Source organism: Paenibacillus luteus, assembly GCF_006542765.1.
In the GTDB taxonomy this organism is placed as follows: Bacteria; Bacillota; Bacilli; order Paenibacillales; family Paenibacillaceae; genus Pristimantibacillus; species Pristimantibacillus luteus.
This window is the reverse complement of record NZ_SKCD01000097.1, coordinates 117,531-138,308: the sequence shown is the minus strand read 5'-3', so window position 1 is coordinate 138,308 and position 20,778 is coordinate 117,531. Positions and strand designations below refer to the sequence as shown.

Below are 20,778 nucleotides of genomic sequence, written 5' to 3'. Positions count from 1 at the left end.
ACAATACAGAACTTTTCTGCAGTCAGCGAGTCTAACTGCAAAGCAACGAAAGCTGACCAAAGAGGAAAAGGGAGGAAGGTTTATTCGGAGATAGGCCGTATAGTCGTCAGTCCACTTACTATTTAAATACTAATGCTTGTTATATACATAAAGGAGGAACACTGTTTTGAAAAGAATTCTTTCATTAGCCCTAACGCTGGCATTGTTAATTACTTTGCTGCCGCCGTTCGGTTCATCGCAAGTGGCAACAGCCGCAACAGGCAGCTTCAGCTTTCCGACCGAGAAGGATTTATCTACGCAAGCGAGAGTTACAACAGACCCAAGCTTAACGCTGACCGGATCGATTACAGGGGTAGACCCGTCATCGGTTTCTTACAGCGTTGTTCAGGTTATTAACAACAAAGGCAATGATGACCCCGCAGACGATCAACTAGGCTCCAAACGCGAAAATATTACAAGCAACATTTATATCAACGGCTTCAATATTCAAGTGTATAACGTAGAGTTATTTCCTGGCTTAAACCGCATCACCTTCAGAGGTATTCAAGGCGGAGGGGAAGTAACCAACTCTATTTATATTGAATATCACAACGGTCCGGTTTTCTATGACCTCGTTGCGCAGCTCGACGGCAATAAGTTCAACATCGAAGAAGCCGGCACGACAGTCGTTCACTCCACAGCATCTGCTGGCCGCCAATCGGCAGATATCAGCCTTACAGGCTTCGCGCCTAATGCGCAGCAAGTAACGGTTGTTGTCAATGGCAGCAGTAAAACCTATTCGGTAAATAGCTCAAATAGCTACCAGTTTGCTGCATCTCCAATTACGCTGCAAAAGGGTAAAAACCTTGTGACGATTAAGGTTCAAAATGCCAACCAAACCGTAGAAACGACACGCGAGGTTGCTTTTTATAATGGCGAAGTCACGTTTTATGATGTGAATTTGAATGGAATCAACGGCACAGGAACTGCAATTAACTCATCCGAGCCGCTTGAGTACAATCCTAACCTACTTGTAACGAATACGAACTCGACACAAGTTAAAGGTAAAATTATTGTGCCAAACTTCTTAAAGGACGATAATGCGGATGGTATATTAGATCCACATCCAAATCCTACTCAAAACATTCCTGTTAAATACACAATCACGGGTGGCGGTGTAACGCAACCAGCGACGCCGATTTCACAAGTCGCTACCCCAGTGGGCACTTATACGGGCAACGAAGCTTTCTTTATTTATGAATTTACTGCACCTATTGGTACGGCGTATACGCTAGATTTTGATAAATCATACAATATTCAATTTACAGCCAAGAATGCGAGGAAGGCAGCGCTTGGTCAGCCTGATGACGAAGGAACAGGCCTTATGGGCTTCTCGCTTCAAAATGCTAGTGCTCGTTTTATCGATACGATTAGCTATTTGAGCGGTTATCGCTCAGGAAACGGTGAGGCTTTGACGGGAACACCTCTTGAAGGGGCGAATCTTTATAGTGTTCCGTTTGCGATGGAAGTGCTTGTAGGCAATCCTGTTCTAACAAATACCGCTGATTTAGTGACGGTAACGGATATCAAAAATGTGTCTAATGCTTCTGCAACAGGATTTAGCTATGCGGCATCCGGAGGCAATATTGAAAACGTGTCGTCTAGTTTAGTAAACAAATTCGTTAATGTGAACGGTAAAATCTATAAACGTGAAATTCTTATTTTCAAAAAGCTTCCTTTTGAAGGCACGCAAACGGTCACTCTTAATGTAGGTGGTACGAATGGTGTTACGAAGCAAGTAAAATTCACGATGCTTTTTGGTCCATACGTGAGCTATACAAGCGCATTTGATAACATGACGGTTTACGACGATACGAATAAAGTGAAAGGCGATCGAGTCACTGAAGCGATCACTACGACCCTGAGTGATTTTAAAGGTATTATCAATAACATAAATAATACTTCAGAAATCCGTTATGATTTTGACAGTGCAACGAATGCAGCACAAACGGTTTTCTTCTATGTAAATAACACTCCTATCAAGCTTCAGCAGAATGGATCAGCAACAAGTTTTAAAATACTTGATGATACGGCGATTACAACCGATGTGAATGAACGAGAAAAAGCGTTTGATGCTTTGTTCAGTGGCGAAAATGAAATTAAATTTGTATTCCAGGGAAGTAAAAACTCCTATGAGAAAAAAATTAAGGTATATATGATTCCAACAAATCTACCGGTTATTCCTGTAGAAGGAACAACTATATATCCTTATGGAATCAAATATACAGAACCGCTTCCAAACGATCCGAACTTTGTTAATCGTGGCGGGATTTACACGACTAATGAAGCAAATATGAATGTATTTGGAACGTTTGACTTCATCGATTTTATTGCTGCAGGTCAGACAAACGCAGATATTGTTAATAATATTCAAACTAAAATCAATCAGATGAAAGATACGGCACAATTTAAACTTACAACACCAGATAAATACATTTTGAAAATCGAAAGCAGTGCATTTACGACTCCTATTCGATGGGACCTGAATAAGCAACTCATTATTATGGACGGGCCTACCGTAATCGGAACAGTAAACAACACGGCAAATAATGACGTTGCTGGTCTTGCTGTCAGATATGACTACAAAACGAAAACTTTTTCTTTCATTTTGAGTGGACAAGCGCTTAATGCGGATGGCAGCTCGAGCGTATATACGTTTACGGTATACAATAACGGCGAAACAGGACCAAAAGCTTCTTACCGTTTAGAGGTCGATCCGACGTCGCTTCCGTATACGATTCTTCGTCCGATTTTGCCTAACAAAAGCATCGTTAACCAAAACTATGTTGAAGTTATCATTGATGCACCAGGTGCAACATCCGTAATTATCAATAAACAAAATGCTGAAAAAATTGATTTCGATTCCGATAATAACTCTCAAACCGTTGAGCAATTATACAAAAACTCTTATCGCGTATTTGTAGACAAGCTGAAGGTTGGCAAAAACAAAATCGATTTTGTCATTTCAAGTGCCAACGATAAGGTTCAAAGCAGCATCGAGATCACTTATGCACCAACCAATATTCCAGGCGCGCAGTATCTAGAGACGATGGCTAGCAGCCATAAAGTATTCGAGGGCGCAGTCAACTTGAAATTTGAAAAAGGAACGACGTTGATTCGTACAGACTTTAATGTTCCTGCAGCGTTGAAGAACCAAGTGTTTACAGGGCATAATTTATTATTTGCCATTGCCAACTCGGAAGATGGAGTCGTTGACCGTCGGGAGCTTGAAGCGCTGCCGCCGAACTTCAACATTATATTGGAGAGCTTCGGTACAAGGTTCAGATTGTCATACCCAACGCGCTTTACGAAAGCAAGCCCGGTTTACTGGATTGACGCAGGTCTTGCCGATGATCCGGCAACGACTCCTTATGATCCATTAACAAGGGGTGTTGACCCTTACCAGTTCCCTAATGCAACCGGAACGGGCGGCACTAAAATACCAACATACGATGAGCGCCCAGATAATCGTGAATTAGTTACTTCCAAAGTAGGAACCTTGACGCTTTCATTCGACCCTAACATGAAAGACAGCGTGGGAACTATTATTACGGTATACCGTTATGATGTAAAAGCGAAATACTGGGAGAATATCGGCGGTGTCGTCGATGTGAAAAAAAATACGATCACTGTACCATTCAGCAAGTTTGGTTATTATGTGGTCGGTAAGATGGTTTATTCCTATACCGATATGACGTCGCACCCTTATGCGAGAAATTATCTGGAAGCGATTTTTGCCAAAGGCATCATGAATGCTGCGGGCTTTGATGATTTTGGATCCAATATCTACATTTCACGCGGTGAATTTGCGCGTATGATGGTTAAGGCACTTGATATTCCGCTTAACTACGAGCTAAGCAAACCGCATTTCGATGATGTGCCTGCAATTATTAATCCAGATGCATTGTGGGATTACCGATATGTTGAGACAGCTGCAAGAGAAGGCATCATTCGGGGCACTGGCCCGCGTACCTTCCAGCCTAGTGCTAGTCTAACTCGTGAAGAGGCTTCGGTTATCATTGCAAGAGCACTTGATATGAAGCTGGCTACTGATACCGCAAAAATTGACAAGGATCTTGAGAAGACGTTTAAGGATGGCGTTAATGTCAATTACTATGCAAAGAGTTCCGTTCTAGCGATTGCTAAGAAAAAATACATTCTAGGATCTCTTGTTGATCCAAGCAATCCGAAAGCAGGCTCGGTATTCGAGCCAAGATCAAACCTGCTTCGTTCTGATGCTGCAATTATCGTAGCTCGTATCCTGGCAGATCTGAAGAAGCTCCCAAGCATCGGTTAAATATCTTTCACAATAGAAAAATCTGGTCGTTTAGATTTTTAGGCGGCCAGGTTTTTTCGCATAAAGCTTGGATATTTTGTCCGTGTGAAACATTATCCATGGAAAATGTTTTGCATCGACGCTTTCTATTAAAACAAGCTATACTAACAAAGTATCAAAGGTACAAGCGCGCGTGAGATGAGTCGGTGTCATTGACCGACAATGAAAAAAACTTTTAAAGTTTTTTTCGAAACATCGCAACTTTTCAGTGTAACGTGCGTTTAAATACATAGCGTGGTTACAAACGCCCTGCATTGATACGCTGGACCTACACTTGCTGGAAAGAAATTGGAATGAATTCTCAACTTCCTCTTTACGGTACGACCAGCCCATTGTATAATGTTATAGTGGTGCAGCGACTCTAGCATTTTTCTACTCATTTTTACAAGTTTCTACGACATGATCTTACAAATGGGTTTATCATGATTGTAGACATTATTTATATCAAATCTATGCTCAACTCTGGAAAGGGGGTGAAACGACTATGAGGGAAAAGAGCAATTCACTATTTAAACAAAACTCTCAACAACCGCACGTATTTAGAGGAGGAGAAATAAAGGTTATGAAGAAAAAAATAGCAGCATTTGTATTAGCCGCAGCGCTAGTACTTCCAACATCTCTAACAGCTTTCGCAGCAACACCAACTGATGTAGTGGGCAAACCAATTCAATCCGCTGTAGAGGAGCTTACTGCTCTTGGAATCATCGGTGGTTATGAAGATGGTACTTTCAAACCAGATAACGAAATCACTCGCGCTGAACTTGCGAAAATCATCGTTATCGCTTCTGGAAACGGTGCAGCTGCAATTACGTTGCAAACTGTAAAATCCGCTTTCACAGATGTTAAATCAAACGAGTGGTACACTGGCTACATCAATGCTGCTCAAGCAAAAGGCTACATCCAAGGCTACAACGGTAAATTCCGTCCTAGCGACAATGTTAAGAACGAAGAAGTTATCGCAGTATTGGTTCGTGCTCTTGGCTACCAAGAAAACAAACTGACTGGCGCTTGGCCTTATAACTACTTAATCGCTGCACAAAGCGACGAAACAAACATTGTTGGTAACGTAACTGTTGTTGCTGGCAAAAACGCTACTCGCGGCGACGTTGCTCAATTGAGCTCGAACACTCTTAACCAATTCACAGTTTCTTACAATGCTGATGGCAACCTAGTTGTTAGCACTGATAAAAAACTAATCAACAAAATTGGTGATACTACTTCTGGCGTATTGGTTAACCCAACAGTTTCAAACAAATTGTTGACGTTGTCTGATAAATCAGTAACAGTTGATGATAACTTTATCGTTACTGGTGGTAAATCACTTGTTGACCTTCTTGGTCACAATGTAACTCTTCTTTGGAACAAAGCTAAAACTAAAGTTATCGCTATTACTGATAACCAAGATAGCTCCAAAATCGTTGAAGGCAAAGTAACAGTTGGCGGTTCGGTTTACTCGAACGCTGTAGATACTGTTAAATTGACTGTTGGTACTTCGAAAAACACTTATTCAGTTGCTAACGATGTAACTGTATACAACAACTTTGTTAAACAAAATGTTCCTTACGCTCTTGCAACTGACGCATCTGCAAGCATCATCCTTGACGCTGCTGGTAAAGTTCGTTTCGTGAACGTAACATCATGGGAAAACAACGCTGTAGTTGCAGCTTACGAGCCAGCAAATCCATACCGCGTAGCATCACTTGAGTTTAAATCTGGAGTTTCGGTTAATATTTTAGCTGGAACTAAAATCACTATCAACGGTGCAGCAGCAGTAGCAACTGATTTGAAAGAATTTGACGTTGCTCGTTATGTACTTAGCGGCAATGACGCTGCTGTGCTTGAAGTGACTCGTAAAGCAGTAACGGGAACAGTAGCAAGTAAACGTGCTGTAGGAACTACTGACTACTACACAATTGCTGGTACTGAGTACAAAGATGCATCTAGCCCTAAAGCTAACCTAAGCTTCAGCACTGACTACACTGTTTACCTGAACAATGAAGGTTCAATTGCATACGCAACAGCTCCTAATGCTGCTACAGCAAGCGCTTATGGTGTATTGACTGAAGCTCCAGTTCAACATCAACAAATCATTCTTGATGGTGGTATTACTGCAGCAATTTACACTAAAGTAGTTTACTACTCTGTGAAAGATGCTAAAAACGTAACAGTTCACCTGAAAGAATCAGGAACTGATGCTGTTACTGGCTTGGCTGGTCTTGCGCAAAACGATGTAGTTAAATTCACTCTTAAAGATGGCGCAATTAACGCTGTTAACAAAGATACGAATGCTGCATCTGCTACAAACGTAACTGCAGTATCTGCTACAAGCATCACAGTAGGTGGCGCAACTTACCTAATCAACAGCAACACTGTTGCAGTTGATGCTACTGGCTTGCTAAGCAGTAAAGTAGTAGCTTCTACTACATTGGACAAAATTAAAGTTGGCGATCACGTAGTAATCGGCAGCGAGAACAAAATCAATGCTAGCGTTATCGTGTTGACTAACTCTGCATCTTCGACAACAACTAAAGTATTCGGTTTGTTTGATTCGAAAGCAATCAACACTACACCAACTGGTGCTAAAACGTACACAGTATACCTGAACGTTTCTGGTACAGTTACTCCTTACAACATCTCTGAAACAGGTTATAATGCACTTAACAACGCTGTTGCACGTAATGTTGTAAGCATTGACGGCGTAACAGTTAAAGTTGAAACTACAACTGCTGTAGCTACAACTACTGGTCAATTGCCAATCGCTTCTGTAGATTCGGGTAATAGAACTTTCAACACTGTTGCAGGTAATGTTACAACTCCTTGGATCGCAACTAGCTCTGTCGTTTACCTTATTGATGCTAATGACAACCTGACAATCGGTTCGTTCACTGATCTTCGTGGTGCTGCTTCTGGTCTTGCTCTAACAACACCAGTTGACGTGACTGTTACAGTTTACGATGCAGGAACTGACATTGGTTCGTTCAACCTAGCATCTGTAATCGTAGTTAAGAAAAACTCTTAATAACTAATCTTTAAATAAAAAGGGAAGCTTACCTGAAAAGGTGGCTTCCCTTTTTTTGTTTAAATGGTGTTCATCTGTTGTTCACAAAAAGTAGGTATAGTTAGAATCAAGATAAATAGAATCATTATTTCTTGAAAAGGAGGATTAAATTAATTTATTTTTATTTAAGCGAAACTAATCCTACCTAATTGCCGTCTAATTAATTAAACCCATAGGATACGGAGTGAACAGGAAAATGCGACATGGTTTAAAGAAGACAAAAACGTTCTTTATTCTCTTTATTGCACTATTTGTATTACTAAGCGCAGTTCCACTGACAAGCGCAGCTAACAATCCGGCAGTGAACAAAAAAGTATATTTAACGAAAGCATCATATATTCAATTAATTGATGCTAATCTTATTCCGAGTACCAAAGGTGCGACTGCAAGCTTTACTTTCACTTTTTACAATGGAGACAGCTCTCAGATCAATTTAGTTGATTACTGGGCTCGTATGACTTCAAAAGGCGGAACAAAGTATACACTTACACTTCTGGATCAGGACAAGAAAAAGAAAGTCGCTCCAAAATCATCGACTAACCTTACTTTTTATAGCGAAGTAGGATCTAAGGTTACGCTTGATCAGTTAATTGTGAAAATTATCAAATTTGATTTCAGCGTAGCTGGATATGAGAAAGCAGTTGCACAATATACTTTCCCAGCAGGCTATTCTAATTACATAGCTGCTAATGGCTATAAAAGTGTTTTGATTAATAATACAACTGCTAATGTAAGAGTTGATCAGATTAACGTCACCAAAAAGGATAAAAATTATGATTTTAATTTGACTTATGCGGTGCGCAATACGAGTAAATTTGGCGTTACGCTTCCTCAATACAATTACTATATGCAAACAAGCAAAGGCTTATATAAATTAGCACTAAGGAACAAATCAGATGAAACGCTTCAGCTTGAACCAACCGTTTTAAATGCGGTTCGCTTAACGGGAAGTATTCCAGCTACAGTTACAACTACTGGTTGGAAGCTGATCATTACGGAAAGCGTCGGAGCAGAAACAAGTAAAGTTGAGCTTCCAGTAGCGATTTTTGATACGCCGTTTAAAGTAGGCTCGACGGTTGTTTCATCACAAGCCGCTTTTACTAATGATACAGGTACGTATGAAGTGAATTTAACATCGATTAATCGTTTGCCATGGATAACAGAAGACAACATTATTGCTGAAGTAACGATTAAAAATAAAGAGTCAGTGTACTTACCATTACCAGATCTAACAGGTTTGATGGTTGTTGATGAAAACATTAAACTTAATGCGCAGTTGATTAAAAACAAATCGGATATTGGTCTTGCTCCTGGTGCTAGCACAACCGTGCATTACGTTGGATCAATACCATACGATTATACGTGGAAGCAGTTTAACATTAAGCTTAGTGAAAAAGACGGAGAAACTACAACAGAGGTTGCGACTTTAACGAAATCTACCATTGCAGCTACACCGTTCATTAAACTGAATTCCGAATTCACACAAAATGCTAATGGATCACAGATCTCTGGAAAAGTAACAAATGTAAGAACATACAAAAGTGAAACTACAGAACAATATGCGGTATATGTTGATGTAACAAACAAGCAAAATCGTGGAAATACATTGCCGGTATGGGCAGGTTATTTTAAATCTTCAGACGGCAATTTCTATGAAGCGAAATTTGTGAAGACGACAAATACGATTAAACCTGGAAATAAAGAGCAGTTGATTGTTTATGCCGAGCTCCCATTGAATGTTGATAAGTCTTCCCTGCAGCTGCTAATTGGTCAAGCATATGATGCAAATGGCATTATGACAGCGGCTGGCACGCCTAAAGGCTTCTATAAAGCAGCGCAGCTTGCTTTGCCTGTGGAAACGACAACAACGGACAGCTTTGCAAAAATTAACGTTGGCCCTTATACGTTTGATATGACCTATCTAAATGCTTTCCTCGATGGAAATCTATTGGATATGGATCTTGGTGCAACTGTAACCAAAGATGCTTCCTATGATGGATACAGCCAATCAACGATTACAATCGAGTTGCATCACGAGAAAACAAATCATGTCATTTATACTCAAGTCATTGATATGGACGGTAAAGCTGAAGGTGCTCTGAAGTGGAAAGAAGGTAGCAACTTTACTGAAATCAAGAAGGAATTGGCGGGTACTGCGTTCTGGAATGAATACACCTTCAATATCTATGAAACGTTAAACGGAAATAGAAAATTGCTTGCTTCCAAACCAATTAGCTGGAACATCAATACGAACTGGCTTGACGGCTTACACTAATAATTGAAGAAATACTGGTTTCTCCTACTTAAATCTAGTATCTTTATAGGAGATGCTAGATTGAGAGGAGACTACGTAGTGAAACAAAAGGCATTACGCGGAATAGCTGCAGTTGTTCTAATTGGAGCTGGCATTTGGGTTGGGGTAAACTTCGCTTCGCCACTTGAGGCGGAATCGAATGCGCTGACTCCAGGCTCTGTAGAAGATCCAGTTGTAACAAAAAGCTATGTGGACGAACAGCTTGCAAAATTGGGTGGCGGCTCCTCAGGTGGCGGCACAACGCCTACAACGCCGGTTGCAGATGCCACACTTGAAGTTGTTACCGTACCAGCAGGAAAAACATTGATGGCTGGTCAAGGCACCGAGGTTATCGTTCGGGTTGGGAAGGCCATTGCTTATAGCTCGGATGCAAGCGGAATTGCAGATCTTACAGGCGGTACTGATTTGACAAAAGGAAAAGCAATTCCTACGAATCACCTGCTCTTGTTTCCAAGAGAAGGCCGTGGAATATTGCCGGATCCTAATCAAAAAAATGGTCTCACTGTGCTCGTTAAAGGAAGCTATACCTTGCAATAATTTGGTTGGTCAACCTACATTTTACCCGTAATGACAATAGATTATACGCTTCAAAATGGATGTTGCGATGCACAATAGAAATGTGCTTTACATTCATTTGGAGGTGTCATATTATGAGTCGTTCGAATAAGGTAGTAGTGCCAACAAGCAAAGCTGCTCTAAATGCATTAAAGTATGAAATCGCAGCAGAGTTCGGTTTGACTTCAGGAGCCTACACAGGCACTGGAGAGGATACGGAGTTTGCTGGTGAGCTAGGGGAGTCATCTGGCGCTGGTGGCGGACAATGCGTACATTGGTCTGCGCTCTCTACAAGACAAGCAGGCTCGGTAGGTGGGGAAATAACAAGAAGGCTCATTGCCCAGGCCCAATCGGTGCTTGGAAACTACCAATAATTGCTGGAAATACCGGCGTCCATTGACACAAAGCGACATTTTCGGTATCATACTGTTTTAGAAGAGTTGTCAAACAACCTTTTCCTACGGGAAAAGGTTCATTTTTTGTGTAGAATGTCCGCACTTAATTCATACTATGGTTGTAGGAGGTTGATACGGATGTCGGTTAAAGGACGCCACTTGTTTACATCAGAGTCAGTAACTGAAGGCCATCCGGATAAGATCTGTGATCAAATATCCGATGCTGTCTTAGATGCATTCCTAGAAGCAGACCCTTATGCGCGTGTCGCATGTGAGGTTTCTGTCGCAACAGGTCTAGTTTTGGTAATTGGTGAAATTAGCAGCCGTGCAGATTATGTTGATATTTCAGCTATCGCGCGCCGCACAATCAAGGAAATCGGCTATACACGTGCTAAATTCGGCTTCGACTCCAGCACTTGCGCAGTTTTGACATCGCTTAATGAGCAATCTGCTGATATCGCCCAAGGCGTTAACGCAGCGCTTGAGACTCGTGATGGCAAAGACATGAAGCAAGAAAACGAAGATATCGGTGCAGGTGACCAAGGTCTTATGTTCGGTTTTGCAACGAACGAAACTCCTGAGCTTATGCCGCTTCCAATCGCGCTTTCACACCGCATCGCTCGTCGTTTGTCTGAAGTTCGTAAGAACGAGACACTTGCTTACCTTCGTCCAGATGGTAAAACGCAAGTTACGATTGAATATGCCGATGGCAAGCCAGTACGTGTAGATACGATCGTTGTATCCACGCAGCATGCAGAAGAAATTACGTTGGAGCAAATCCAACACGACATTCTTGAGCATGTTATCAAACCGGTTGTTCCGGTTGAATGGCTTGATACAGATACAAAGTATTTCATTAACCCAACTGGCCGTTTTGTCATTGGCGGACCACAAGGCGATGCAGGTCTTACAGGCCGTAAAATCATCGTTGATACGTACGGCGGCTATGCTCGTCATGGCGGCGGCGCTTTCTCCGGCAAGGATCCTACAAAGGTTGACCGTTCAGCGGCTTACGCGGCTCGTTATGTGGCTAAGAACATTGTTGCTGCAGGCCTTGCTGACAAATGCGAAATCCAATTGGCTTACGCGATTGGTGTTGCTCAACCGGTATCTATCAACGTGGATACTTACGGTACAGGCAGAATCGGCGAAGACAAACTTGTTGATCTGATCACAAGCAACTTCGACCTTCGTCCTGCAGGCATTATCAAAATGCTAGATCTTCGTCGTCCGATATACAGACAAACAGCTGCATATGGTCATTTTGGGCGTACAGATGTTGATCTTCCTTGGGAACGCGTTGACAAAGCTGATAAACTTAAAGCAGACGCTGGTGTAATTAGCGGAGTTTAATATTTTTCAGTTGGCATGATATTCTAACCTATAAAATCATTTAATAGCTGTAAACCAAGAAGCTGTATTTCTTGGTTTACAGCTTTTTTGTTTGCTGTTCAAGACAAAAAAGGGGAATAACCTAAATTTTTCATGTCAACTAACCGACAAATAAGGTACGAGTGTAATTTTTTGAGGAGTGAATTGAAATGAATCGAACCAGCAAGCTATCTACCCTTATCGCTGTCATGCTGTTGCTTCAAATAAGCCTGGCAGGCTGGTCTTCGGGCCATCAGCAAGTTGCAGCCGCGCCTGCCGGTCCAGTCGTGCTGAGCTTAAGCCCAGCGGATGATTTAACGAATGTTTCTATCACAGCGGATCTTAAAATGACCTTTGATGAGAATGTCACTAAAGGCTCCAATTCAACATCGGTATCCATTTATGATTACGGAACAAGCAATCTGGTTGAAACGATTCCCATGTCATCAAGCCGAATCTCGATTGATGCAACGCAGCGAATCGTAACCATTGACCCAGTCAATAATTTTGCATTAAATACGAATTATTATGTAATGGTAGATGCGGGCGCTTTCTTAAATGTATCTAATGGCGCTGGCTACAGCGGCATTACCAGTGCCAGCAGCTGGAACTTTCGAACCGTTGCTGAAGTAGACGTAACAAGACCTTCTCACACTGGCATATCACCAACTACTGGTTCAATTCCAGTCACATCCCCCATTGTCATCACCTTTGACGAGACGGTTTATGTTGCAAGCGGCAGCATTCAACTTAGTTCAACAGAGGATAATAGAAGTATTGCCGTTACCTCTAATGCGGTAAGAGGCAGTGGTACGAATCAAATCGTCATTCAGCCGCCGGCTGCCCTTCAGCCAAAAACCTTATATACCGTTACAATTCCAGGAACAGCCTTCCAGGATGCAGCCGGAAATCTTTATGTAGGCACAACTTGGAGCTTTACGACCGATGCGGCCCCTGTCAATGTGGCTGCACCGTTTGCTCCAGCAGACAATGCCACTTCTGTTCCGGTCAACTCGACTCTCGGAATTACATTTGACCAGAACGTTCAGGCTCGTCCTGATAAATTTATTGAAATACGCCGAATTAGCAATAATACAACATTTGAACGTTTTAGCGCTCAATCACCGCGTGTTGTCATAAACAAGAATCAGGTTCAGATCACACCAAGCTCCTATTTGGAAGCGAACACGGGTTATTACGTGTTGATTGATGCAGGTGCGTTTACGCAGCCTGATCCAAATGGCAGCCAATGGTATCATGGAATCGCCGGCGCGTCGATTTGGAATTTCAGCACGGACCCGGGCTATGAGAAGATTCCTCCTGCAGCGACTGCAGTATCGCCAGCGTCAGGAGGATCCGTAACAAGCTTGACCTCGTTACTGCAAATTACTTTTAACGAGCCTGTCTTCCCAAGCAGTGGTGTCATCGAGATTAGGGATGCTGCGAACGGTGCAATATTCCGCTCTATTCCGGTCACTTCGGAGCGCGTCTCGGGTGGCGGAACCTATCAATTAACGATTGATCCGAATAAAGCTACCAATGGTGAGGCTGAAAAAGCTTTTGTCAATAATACGAAATACTATATTACAATAGGCAACCGTGCTGTGCGCGATGCAGCTGGAAATTATTACGAGGGCATTTCCTCAACGACGGCGTGGTCCTTTACGGTATCTCAAGATACGGTGAGACCAACACTTACAGTGCTGAATCCTTTGAACAATGCAGTTTCCGTCGGACTTACTCAGTCGTTTACTGCTGTGTTTAGCGAAACCATCAAGAAGGGCGATACAGGTGCCATTACCTTCTATCCTGTTGGAGACAATAATTTGCAGCCGATACCGGCCAATTATTATGTCGATGGTACTCATAATAATGTGTTAGTCATCTCGCCTACACGAGCATTCGAACCGAATACGGGCTACTATGTCACGATTGATGCGAGTGCGGTTACTGATCTGGCGGGCAATACATTCGCTGGTATTTTGAATGAATATCAATGGACTTTCCGTACGTTTGGTTCCGATACAACGGCGCCGGTTGTCAGCAAGCTAGAGTGGAGCGGCTCGACGATTACGATGACGTACAACGAAGATTTGAATATTTATGCGGTTCCGTCTATGGGCAGCTTTTATGTGACGGTCAATGGCGCTCCGCGTGCAGTGACAGGTGTCCAAATTAAAGGTGAGGCCGTTATTCTGACATTAGCAAGTCCTATCGTAGCAGGCCAAGTGGTGAAGCTGTCATACTCCAAAGCAGCTACAGGCCTTATACAGGATACCTCAGGCAATCAAGCGATTAGTATTGCCAATCAGGATGTTGCAGGCGCCAAGGACGTTTCCGCACCAACCATCGTAGGCGGTAGCGTTTCAGGCAGCGCAATTACATTGTCCTTCAACAAGGATTTAATGACGGTGAACAGTTATGCCTACTTGCAATTCTCTGTGAGCGTTGGAGGTGTCAATTACAGCACGACATCGATTTCGAGCAACGGAGGCAATATTCTGCTCACAATTAACGGATCCATTCAAAATTATTCAAATGTTTATGTGACGTATACGCCTGGCTCTTATCCAGTTAGGGATACAGCAGGTAATTATCTAGCCGGGTTTAGCAACTACAGTATATATAGCGTGCCAGATACGGCTACGCCAGCGCTGCAGTCGGTCAGTGTGAGCAGCAACATTGTTACACTGAAATACAATAAAATCCTAAATTCACAAAGCGTACCTTCGGTCAGCCAATTCAGCGTTTTAGTGGATAATATGGCGCGCTCGGTGCTTCAGGTGAGAATATCCGGTGATTCGGTATTGTTAACCTTGAGCTCTGCCGTTACGACGGGCCAAATAACGTACGTTTCCTATTTGGCCTCTATGACGCTCATTACTGATCTCTCAGGCAACGCAGCACCTTCCTTTAACAACGCAAGCACAGGCGGCGGTGGGAGCGGAGGCAGCGGAGGGCTGAACGGAACGATTTATAGTGTCATTGCTAAAGGGTCTACGTTGACCTTAACCTTTGCCGAAACGTTAAACAGCGGCTATGTGCCGTCTACGAATCAGTTTACGGTTACAGGGAACAGTTCCGTTAAAACGATCTCGCGAGTAGATATGAGCGGCTCGACCGTCATATTAACGATGGCATCACCATTTGCTGTTGGCGAGTCTGTGGCTGTCACTTATTATTCCAGCACGTCTGGTCTCAGAACGAACAGCGGTACAACGATCAACAACTTTACGAACATAAGCGCAGCGAATCAAACCACATTAATCGATGGATTGTCAGGCGACTATGAATCATCTGCAGGCGGCGGCGTCGGTCTGAAAACATCGGCAGCAACGACGATGACGGATATTTCGCCAGCTGGCAATCAAGCAACCAGATATACCGTATCTAGCGAAAAAGTGCTGACAGCGTTCCAGACGGCCCGTGCCGCGGGTCTTACCTTGCCGCGTGTGGCTTTCCAGGTTCCGGCATCGGAACGCGCAGCGATCGTTGCCATTGCTATAAGCACATTGGATACGGCCTATCGCCTAAGTGCCAATTCCGTATTCGCTGTCCAGTACGGCGACGTGACCTACGAGCTCCAACTGAACTCGGCAGATTTCACGAAAATTAATTCAATGCTTGGCGGAAACAGTTCAACCGGACAGCTTCTCATTCGAATCGATCAAGGCTTATCTACAATAACTGGAAATATCAGTTCAAAAATAAATAGCTCGAATACCAGTTTGCTAGCAGGACCTTATCACTTCGATGTGACGGCAGTAAACGGCAATGTGCAGAAGGAAATAACGGACTTTAACGGCTACGTTTCACGAACGCTGCAAACGTATCAGACGGTGGATAGCAGCAAAGCGGCAGTCGTATGGTTTGATCCGGCAACGGGCGGGCTTTCCTATGTCCCAACAGAACTATCAACTAGCGCGGGAAAGACAAGTGTTACGTTCAAGCGCAAAGGCAATAGCGCATACGCACTTGTATCCAATTCCTCAAGCTTTACGGACCTTTCCAAGCATTGGGCGGCAAGCTCGATTTATATAATGTCGAGAAAATTTATCGTGGAAGGTCGGACGGCAGCTTTATTTGAGCCGAATAAATCGATTACGCGCGGTGAGTTTGCCACTTATATTGCAAAAGGACTCGGATTAAGCGCGGACAAGGCTTCTGCGGCTAAGTTCAAAGATGTGAATACAAATACAGCGATGGGAGCCTATATAGGCGCTGCATCTGCGGCTGGAGTCGTCGCAGGCAATACGGATGGCACCTTTAAGCCGAATAACCCAATTACGCGGCAAGAGATGGCTGCAATGATGATTAGGGCTGCCAAGGTTGCAGGGCTTACCGTTGAGCTTCCACAATCGGCAGCTTCATACCTTCAAAAATATACCGATCGTGGCAAGGTGGGCTCTTGGGCTCAAACAGATGTTGCGAAATCGGTATATATCGGAGTGATCAGCGGGAAAACGGCAACTACGTTAAGTCCGCAGACAAATGCGACTCGCGCAGAAGGAACCGTCATGCTGATGCGATTGCTGCAGAAGGTTAAATTTTTAACGCCATAACGAACGAAACAAGGGGCTCAACATGCAATCAGGCATGTTGAGCCCCTTGTTAAATTCTAGAAGAAAAATAACGAGATTTACATAGGGGATATCTATCAGGCCAAAAAAAACGATAGCACTCTTTTATCAGACGGAACTTTTCTACTATTCTTGTAGTCTATAACTATTAGATTATGAGATGGGAGAGTTGCTAAACTCATGGGTAAGGTTTACAAAATCATCGGTAGGCAGACGGAGAGCTTGGGGAAACGAGTCATCATAGTTGTATTAGGCGGGGCATTGCTCGCGCAGCCGCTTGCTTCAGTCCTTCCTGGCAATTGGAAGGCGGCAGTTATTGAATCTACAGAGGCAGCAGCTAGTGATCCTGTACTGAAGCTGTCCCAGCAATCGTTTGTAACCGCAGGAGCCAAACGTCTGGATTACGTCTTTCATACCACACGAGGTAGCTCAAAGGTGCAAACCGATGTGCATGTCATCGAAATTGATCTAACCAATCCCTACGTATCGCTAAATGCGATGAGCGGAAAAAATAATAGCATTGGACAAGTGAACACCATACTCAATATGGCAAAGGAAAATGGAGCAGTAGCAGCCATCAATGCCGACATTTTTGTAATGGGCAATGAAGGAGCGCCGATGGGCGCGCAGGTGACTGGCGGCACGTTTATGTCAAGCCCATCCAAGCTGACGGGCATGTACGCATTCTCGATATCGAAGGATCGCAAGCCGATGATCGATGCGTATAACTTTGAAGGAATGGTGACCGCAGCTGATGGCTCTACTTTTCCGCTGGAAGGCCTTAATCAATCAGCTTACGTTCCGGAGACGACGGGAACGGGATTCAGCCATGTAAATATGATGTATATCTATACAAGTGCCTGGGGCGGCGCGGAGCGTCCGAAAAACTCAGGGTCGACACCAACAGAGGTGCTGGTTCGCAATGGCGTTATCGAGGAAATTTCGATCGACAAAGCGATTGCTGGTCAGGCGCCGACGGATGGTTATATTTTGCGAACACATGGCCTTGCAGCAACGTATGTGAAGGAGCATTTGCAAATCGGTCAAACGATTACGGCGAACTATTCGCTTGTTTCTCAGACGACGGGTGCAAAAGCAGATCCAACCTCCTTTGAAATGATGGCAGGCGGCCATACCCTATTGGTTAATGCAGGAGCAGCTACAACCTTCTCACGGGACGTTACAGGAGTTAGTGGATCCTCCTACACCTCTCGTTCGGGTATTGGTTACTCCAAAGATGGAACGAAAGTGTATCTCATTACAAGTGAACGGAGTGGCAGTAACACGGGTGTAAGCTTAAAGGAGCTTCAGCAGATCATGGTGCAGCTTAGCATACATAAAGGCGTGAACCTCGATGGCGGCGGTTCGACTACGATGGTTGAGCGTCCGCTGGGCAGTAATTTGCTGCAGCTTTCCCATTCTACGCAATATGGCACTACGCAGAGGAGCGTTGCTAATGGAATAGGCATATTCACTTCTGCTCCGAAAGGAACGCTTAAAGGCATCTTTGTAAGTGGAGCTAAGTCGCTAGTTATCGGCCAGAAAACTTCCTATGCCCTAACGGGTTACGACAATTATTACAACCCTTATGAGGTTGATAATGCAGGCGCGGCATGGAGTGCTGACAAAGCAGTTGGAACGTTCAAAGGAAATGAATTTACGGCGACGAAGGCAGGGAAAACAACGATAACCGTGAAGTCCGGCGCCGTTACGACTAAGCAAGAGGTGGAGGTAGTCGGACAAGACCAAATTGCTTCGTTAACGATCGATACAGCAGCAGGAGTATTGGCTAAGGGAGCTACGGTTTCTGTACCACTGACTCTCAAACTCAAGAACGGTAGTACCCACAAGCTGAGCGGAGACTCTGTAAAATGGGAGTTTGTCGGCTTTACCGCTGCTGTGAGCGGCGACACGCTAACTGTACAATCGGTAACAGCTGGCGCGACAACGGGTTATGCAATCGCTCGGTATGATGGCTATCCGGTGATGATTCCATTTACGCAGGGCGAAGCGGTAAGCACGTTTGAGGATTTTGAGAAATCCACATATCCGATAACCTCGCAAGTGACGCCAGCAGAAACAGCAGGCAGCGTGAAGCTGGTGTCTGATTTACCGGGACAGACAACGGCGAAAGCTTTGAAAATAGATTATGATTTTACAAACGGCACGGGGACGAAAGCTTCTTACGCCGTGTTCAACACATCTGGCCGTACAATTGAAGGCTCGCCAACCTCAATGACAGTTGATCTGTACAGCGATAACAGCTTAAATTGGGTGCGTGCAGAATTTATTGATGCGGATGGCAAAGCTCATTTGCTTGATTTGGCCAAGCAGCTCGATTGGAACGGCTGGAAAAATGTAAAAGTAAACCTGTCATCCCAAGGTATGAAATTCCCGGTTAAGCTGAAACGCATCTATGTTGTGACGATTGCCGAAGGCCAGGACGAACGGTCAGCCTCTGGTTCAATTGGACTAGATAATATGAAGCTTCAATATCCACCTACGGTTACGGTAGATTCAAAGGCTAAGGTTGAAATGACGGTTGGCAGCACGGCAGCATCGATTAGCGGAAAAGCGCTTAAGCTGGATGCGGCTCCGCTTGTGCTGGCAGGTACGACCTATGTGCCCGTTCGATTCGTATCGGATGCCATGGGCTCCAAGCTGCTGTTCGATGGAAACACAGGCCAAATTACGGTATTGCGCGGCAATAAGCTGCTCGCGATGACTATAGGTAAAAAGGATCTGATACTGAATGGTGTGCGTCAGTCCTCAGACATAGTCCCGATCGTACGTAACAATCGTACTTTAATCCCAGTCCGTTTATTCTCAGAGAAACTGGGGCTTAAAGTGGCCTACGACGCCAAGACTAAAAAGATTACCATCGATTAACGATGGACGAAATCGTTCCAATCTGTGGTATGATAGAGTAGATTAACCTTTAATAAAGAAAGGTTGCCGATCTATTGTGGACCACCTTACTGTAGATATAAATAGAGTGATTAAAAATGCAATCGAAGTCATGGAAGACAGCAAATACCAGATTTATGAAATATGTGAATCGGCGCGTACGGAGCTGGAGTCGCTTGAGCAGGAGCTAGAGGTTGTGCTTCAGGAAACGGTCAAGACGATCGACAAGGTCGATCAGCTCGAGCAGGATTATCGCCGTGCGCGTATTCGATTGACGGAAGTAAGCCGTGATTTTGTCCGCTACAAGGAAGATGATATTAAGTCGGCCTATGAGAAGGCAACACAAATTCAGTTGGATTTGATGGTGTACCGTGAGAAAGAATCCTATTTGAAGGCACGTAGGGACGATTTGCAAAAACGCGTTCGGAATGTGGAGAACTCCATTGAGCGTGCTGAAACGATTGCTTCCCAAATTAATGTGGTGCTCGAGTATTTGGCTGGTGACCTGAATCAGGTTACGAGGATATTGGAGTCCGCCAAAACCAGGCAACTACTGGGCTTGAAAATTATTCTAGCCCAGGAGGAAGAGCGCAAGCGGATCGCTAGAGAAATACATGACGGCCCCGCACAGTCTCTAGCCAATATCGTTCTTCGAACAGAAATTGCAGAACGTATGCTTATCAAGCAGGAATTTGTGATGGTACAGGAAGAATTAGTAGATTTGAAAGGGCAGGTTCGCTCCGGACTAGAGGAAATTCGCAAAATTATTTTCAATTTGCGTCCCATGGCGCTGGATGATTTGGGTCTTGTTCCGACGCTGCGCAAGTTTACGCAGGATTTTGAAGAAAAAACGAAAATACATACCGTATTCGAGTTGATTGGTAAAGAAGCCCGAATGCCCTCTGCAATGGAAGCGGCGATTTACCGCTTGGTTCAGGAAGCCTTTACCAATGCCCTAAAGCATGCGAGTGCTTCTCATGTATTGCTCGAAATCAACTATCAGCCGAGTCAAATTTCACTTATTATTCAGGACAACGGCATTGGATTTCACAGCGAGTTAATCGAGCAGGAATCTACCCGAAACGCACATTTTGGTTTGGTCGGGATGAGAGAACGTATCGAGCTGATAGAGGGAAGGATGGATATAGACTCAAATCCCGGTAGAGGGACGAAAATTATGATAGAAATACCTACTACTGCCGAATCTAGAAAGGAGTAAGATG

Annotated in this window: 9 protein-coding genes; all 9 read left to right on the top strand. The window is 43.9% G+C overall.

Annotated features, from left to right (window positions below; all coding sequences use genetic code 11):
- Window positions 1-166 precede the first annotated feature (166 nt).
- On the top strand, window positions 167-4,336 hold the full coding sequence (locus E0496_RS34915; protein WP_141506495.1) for an S-layer homology domain-containing protein: 4,170 nt from the start codon (window positions 167-169) through the stop codon (window positions 4,334-4,336).
- A gap of 523 nt (window positions 4,337-4,859) precedes the next feature.
- Window positions 4,860-7,394: an S-layer homology domain-containing protein gene (locus E0496_RS34910; RefSeq protein ID WP_141506494.1), complete on the top strand. Its 2,535-nt coding sequence runs from the start codon at window positions 4,860-4,862 to the stop codon at window positions 7,392-7,394.
- Between the two features lie 235 nt (window positions 7,395-7,629).
- On the top strand, window positions 7,630-9,708 hold the full coding sequence (locus tag E0496_RS34905) for a hypothetical protein (protein WP_141506493.1): 2,079 nt from the start codon (window positions 7,630-7,632) through the stop codon (window positions 9,706-9,708).
- Between the two features lie 78 nt (window positions 9,709-9,786).
- Window positions 9,787-10,284, top strand: coding sequence for a hypothetical protein (locus E0496_RS34900; protein WP_141506492.1), 498 nt, complete (start codon window positions 9,787-9,789; stop codon window positions 10,282-10,284).
- 113 nt (window positions 10,285-10,397) lie between these two features.
- Window positions 10,398-10,676: an alpha/beta-type small acid-soluble spore protein gene (locus tag E0496_RS34895; RefSeq protein WP_141506491.1), complete on the top strand. Its 279-nt coding sequence runs from the start codon at window positions 10,398-10,400 to the stop codon at window positions 10,674-10,676.
- A 159-nt stretch (window positions 10,677-10,835) separates the two neighbouring features.
- On the top strand, window positions 10,836-12,050 hold the full coding sequence (gene metK, locus E0496_RS34890) for a methionine adenosyltransferase (protein ID WP_141506490.1): 1,215 nt from the start codon (window positions 10,836-10,838) through the stop codon (window positions 12,048-12,050).
- A 188-nt stretch (window positions 12,051-12,238) separates the two neighbouring features.
- Window positions 12,239-16,630, top strand: coding sequence for an Ig-like domain-containing protein (locus E0496_RS34885; protein WP_141506489.1), 4,392 nt, complete (start codon window positions 12,239-12,241; stop codon window positions 16,628-16,630).
- A 198-nt stretch (window positions 16,631-16,828) separates the two neighbouring features.
- Window positions 16,829-19,537 (top strand): stalk domain-containing protein, encoded by a 2,709-nt coding sequence (locus E0496_RS34880; RefSeq protein ID WP_141506488.1) that lies wholly within the window; start codon window positions 16,829-16,831, stop codon window positions 19,535-19,537.
- A 76-nt stretch (window positions 19,538-19,613) separates the two neighbouring features.
- A complete protein-coding gene (locus tag E0496_RS34875) occupies window positions 19,614-20,774 on the top strand; it encodes a sensor histidine kinase (protein ID WP_141506487.1) in 1,161 nt (386 codons plus the stop codon).
- Window positions 20,775-20,778 lie beyond the last annotated feature (4 nt).

Excerpts from the sequence above, each read along its gene's own strand:
- E0496_RS34910 (WP_141506494.1), top strand. The coding sequence starts at position 4,860 with ATGAGGGAAAAGAGCAATTCACTATTTAAACAAAACTCTCAACAACCG.
- E0496_RS34905 (WP_141506493.1), top strand. The coding sequence starts at position 7,630 with ATGCGACATGGTTTAAAGAAGACAAAAACGTTCTTTATTCTCTTTATT.
- E0496_RS34895 (WP_141506491.1), top strand. The coding sequence starts at position 10,398 with ATGAGTCGTTCGAATAAGGTAGTAGTGCCAACAAGCAAAGCTGCTCTA.
- metK (WP_141506490.1), top strand. The coding sequence starts at position 10,836 with ATGTCGGTTAAAGGACGCCACTTGTTTACATCAGAGTCAGTAACTGAA.
- E0496_RS34885 (WP_141506489.1), top strand. The coding sequence starts at position 12,239 with ATGAATCGAACCAGCAAGCTATCTACCCTTATCGCTGTCATGCTGTTG.
- E0496_RS34880 (WP_141506488.1), top strand. The coding sequence starts at position 16,829 with ATGGGTAAGGTTTACAAAATCATCGGTAGGCAGACGGAGAGCTTGGGG.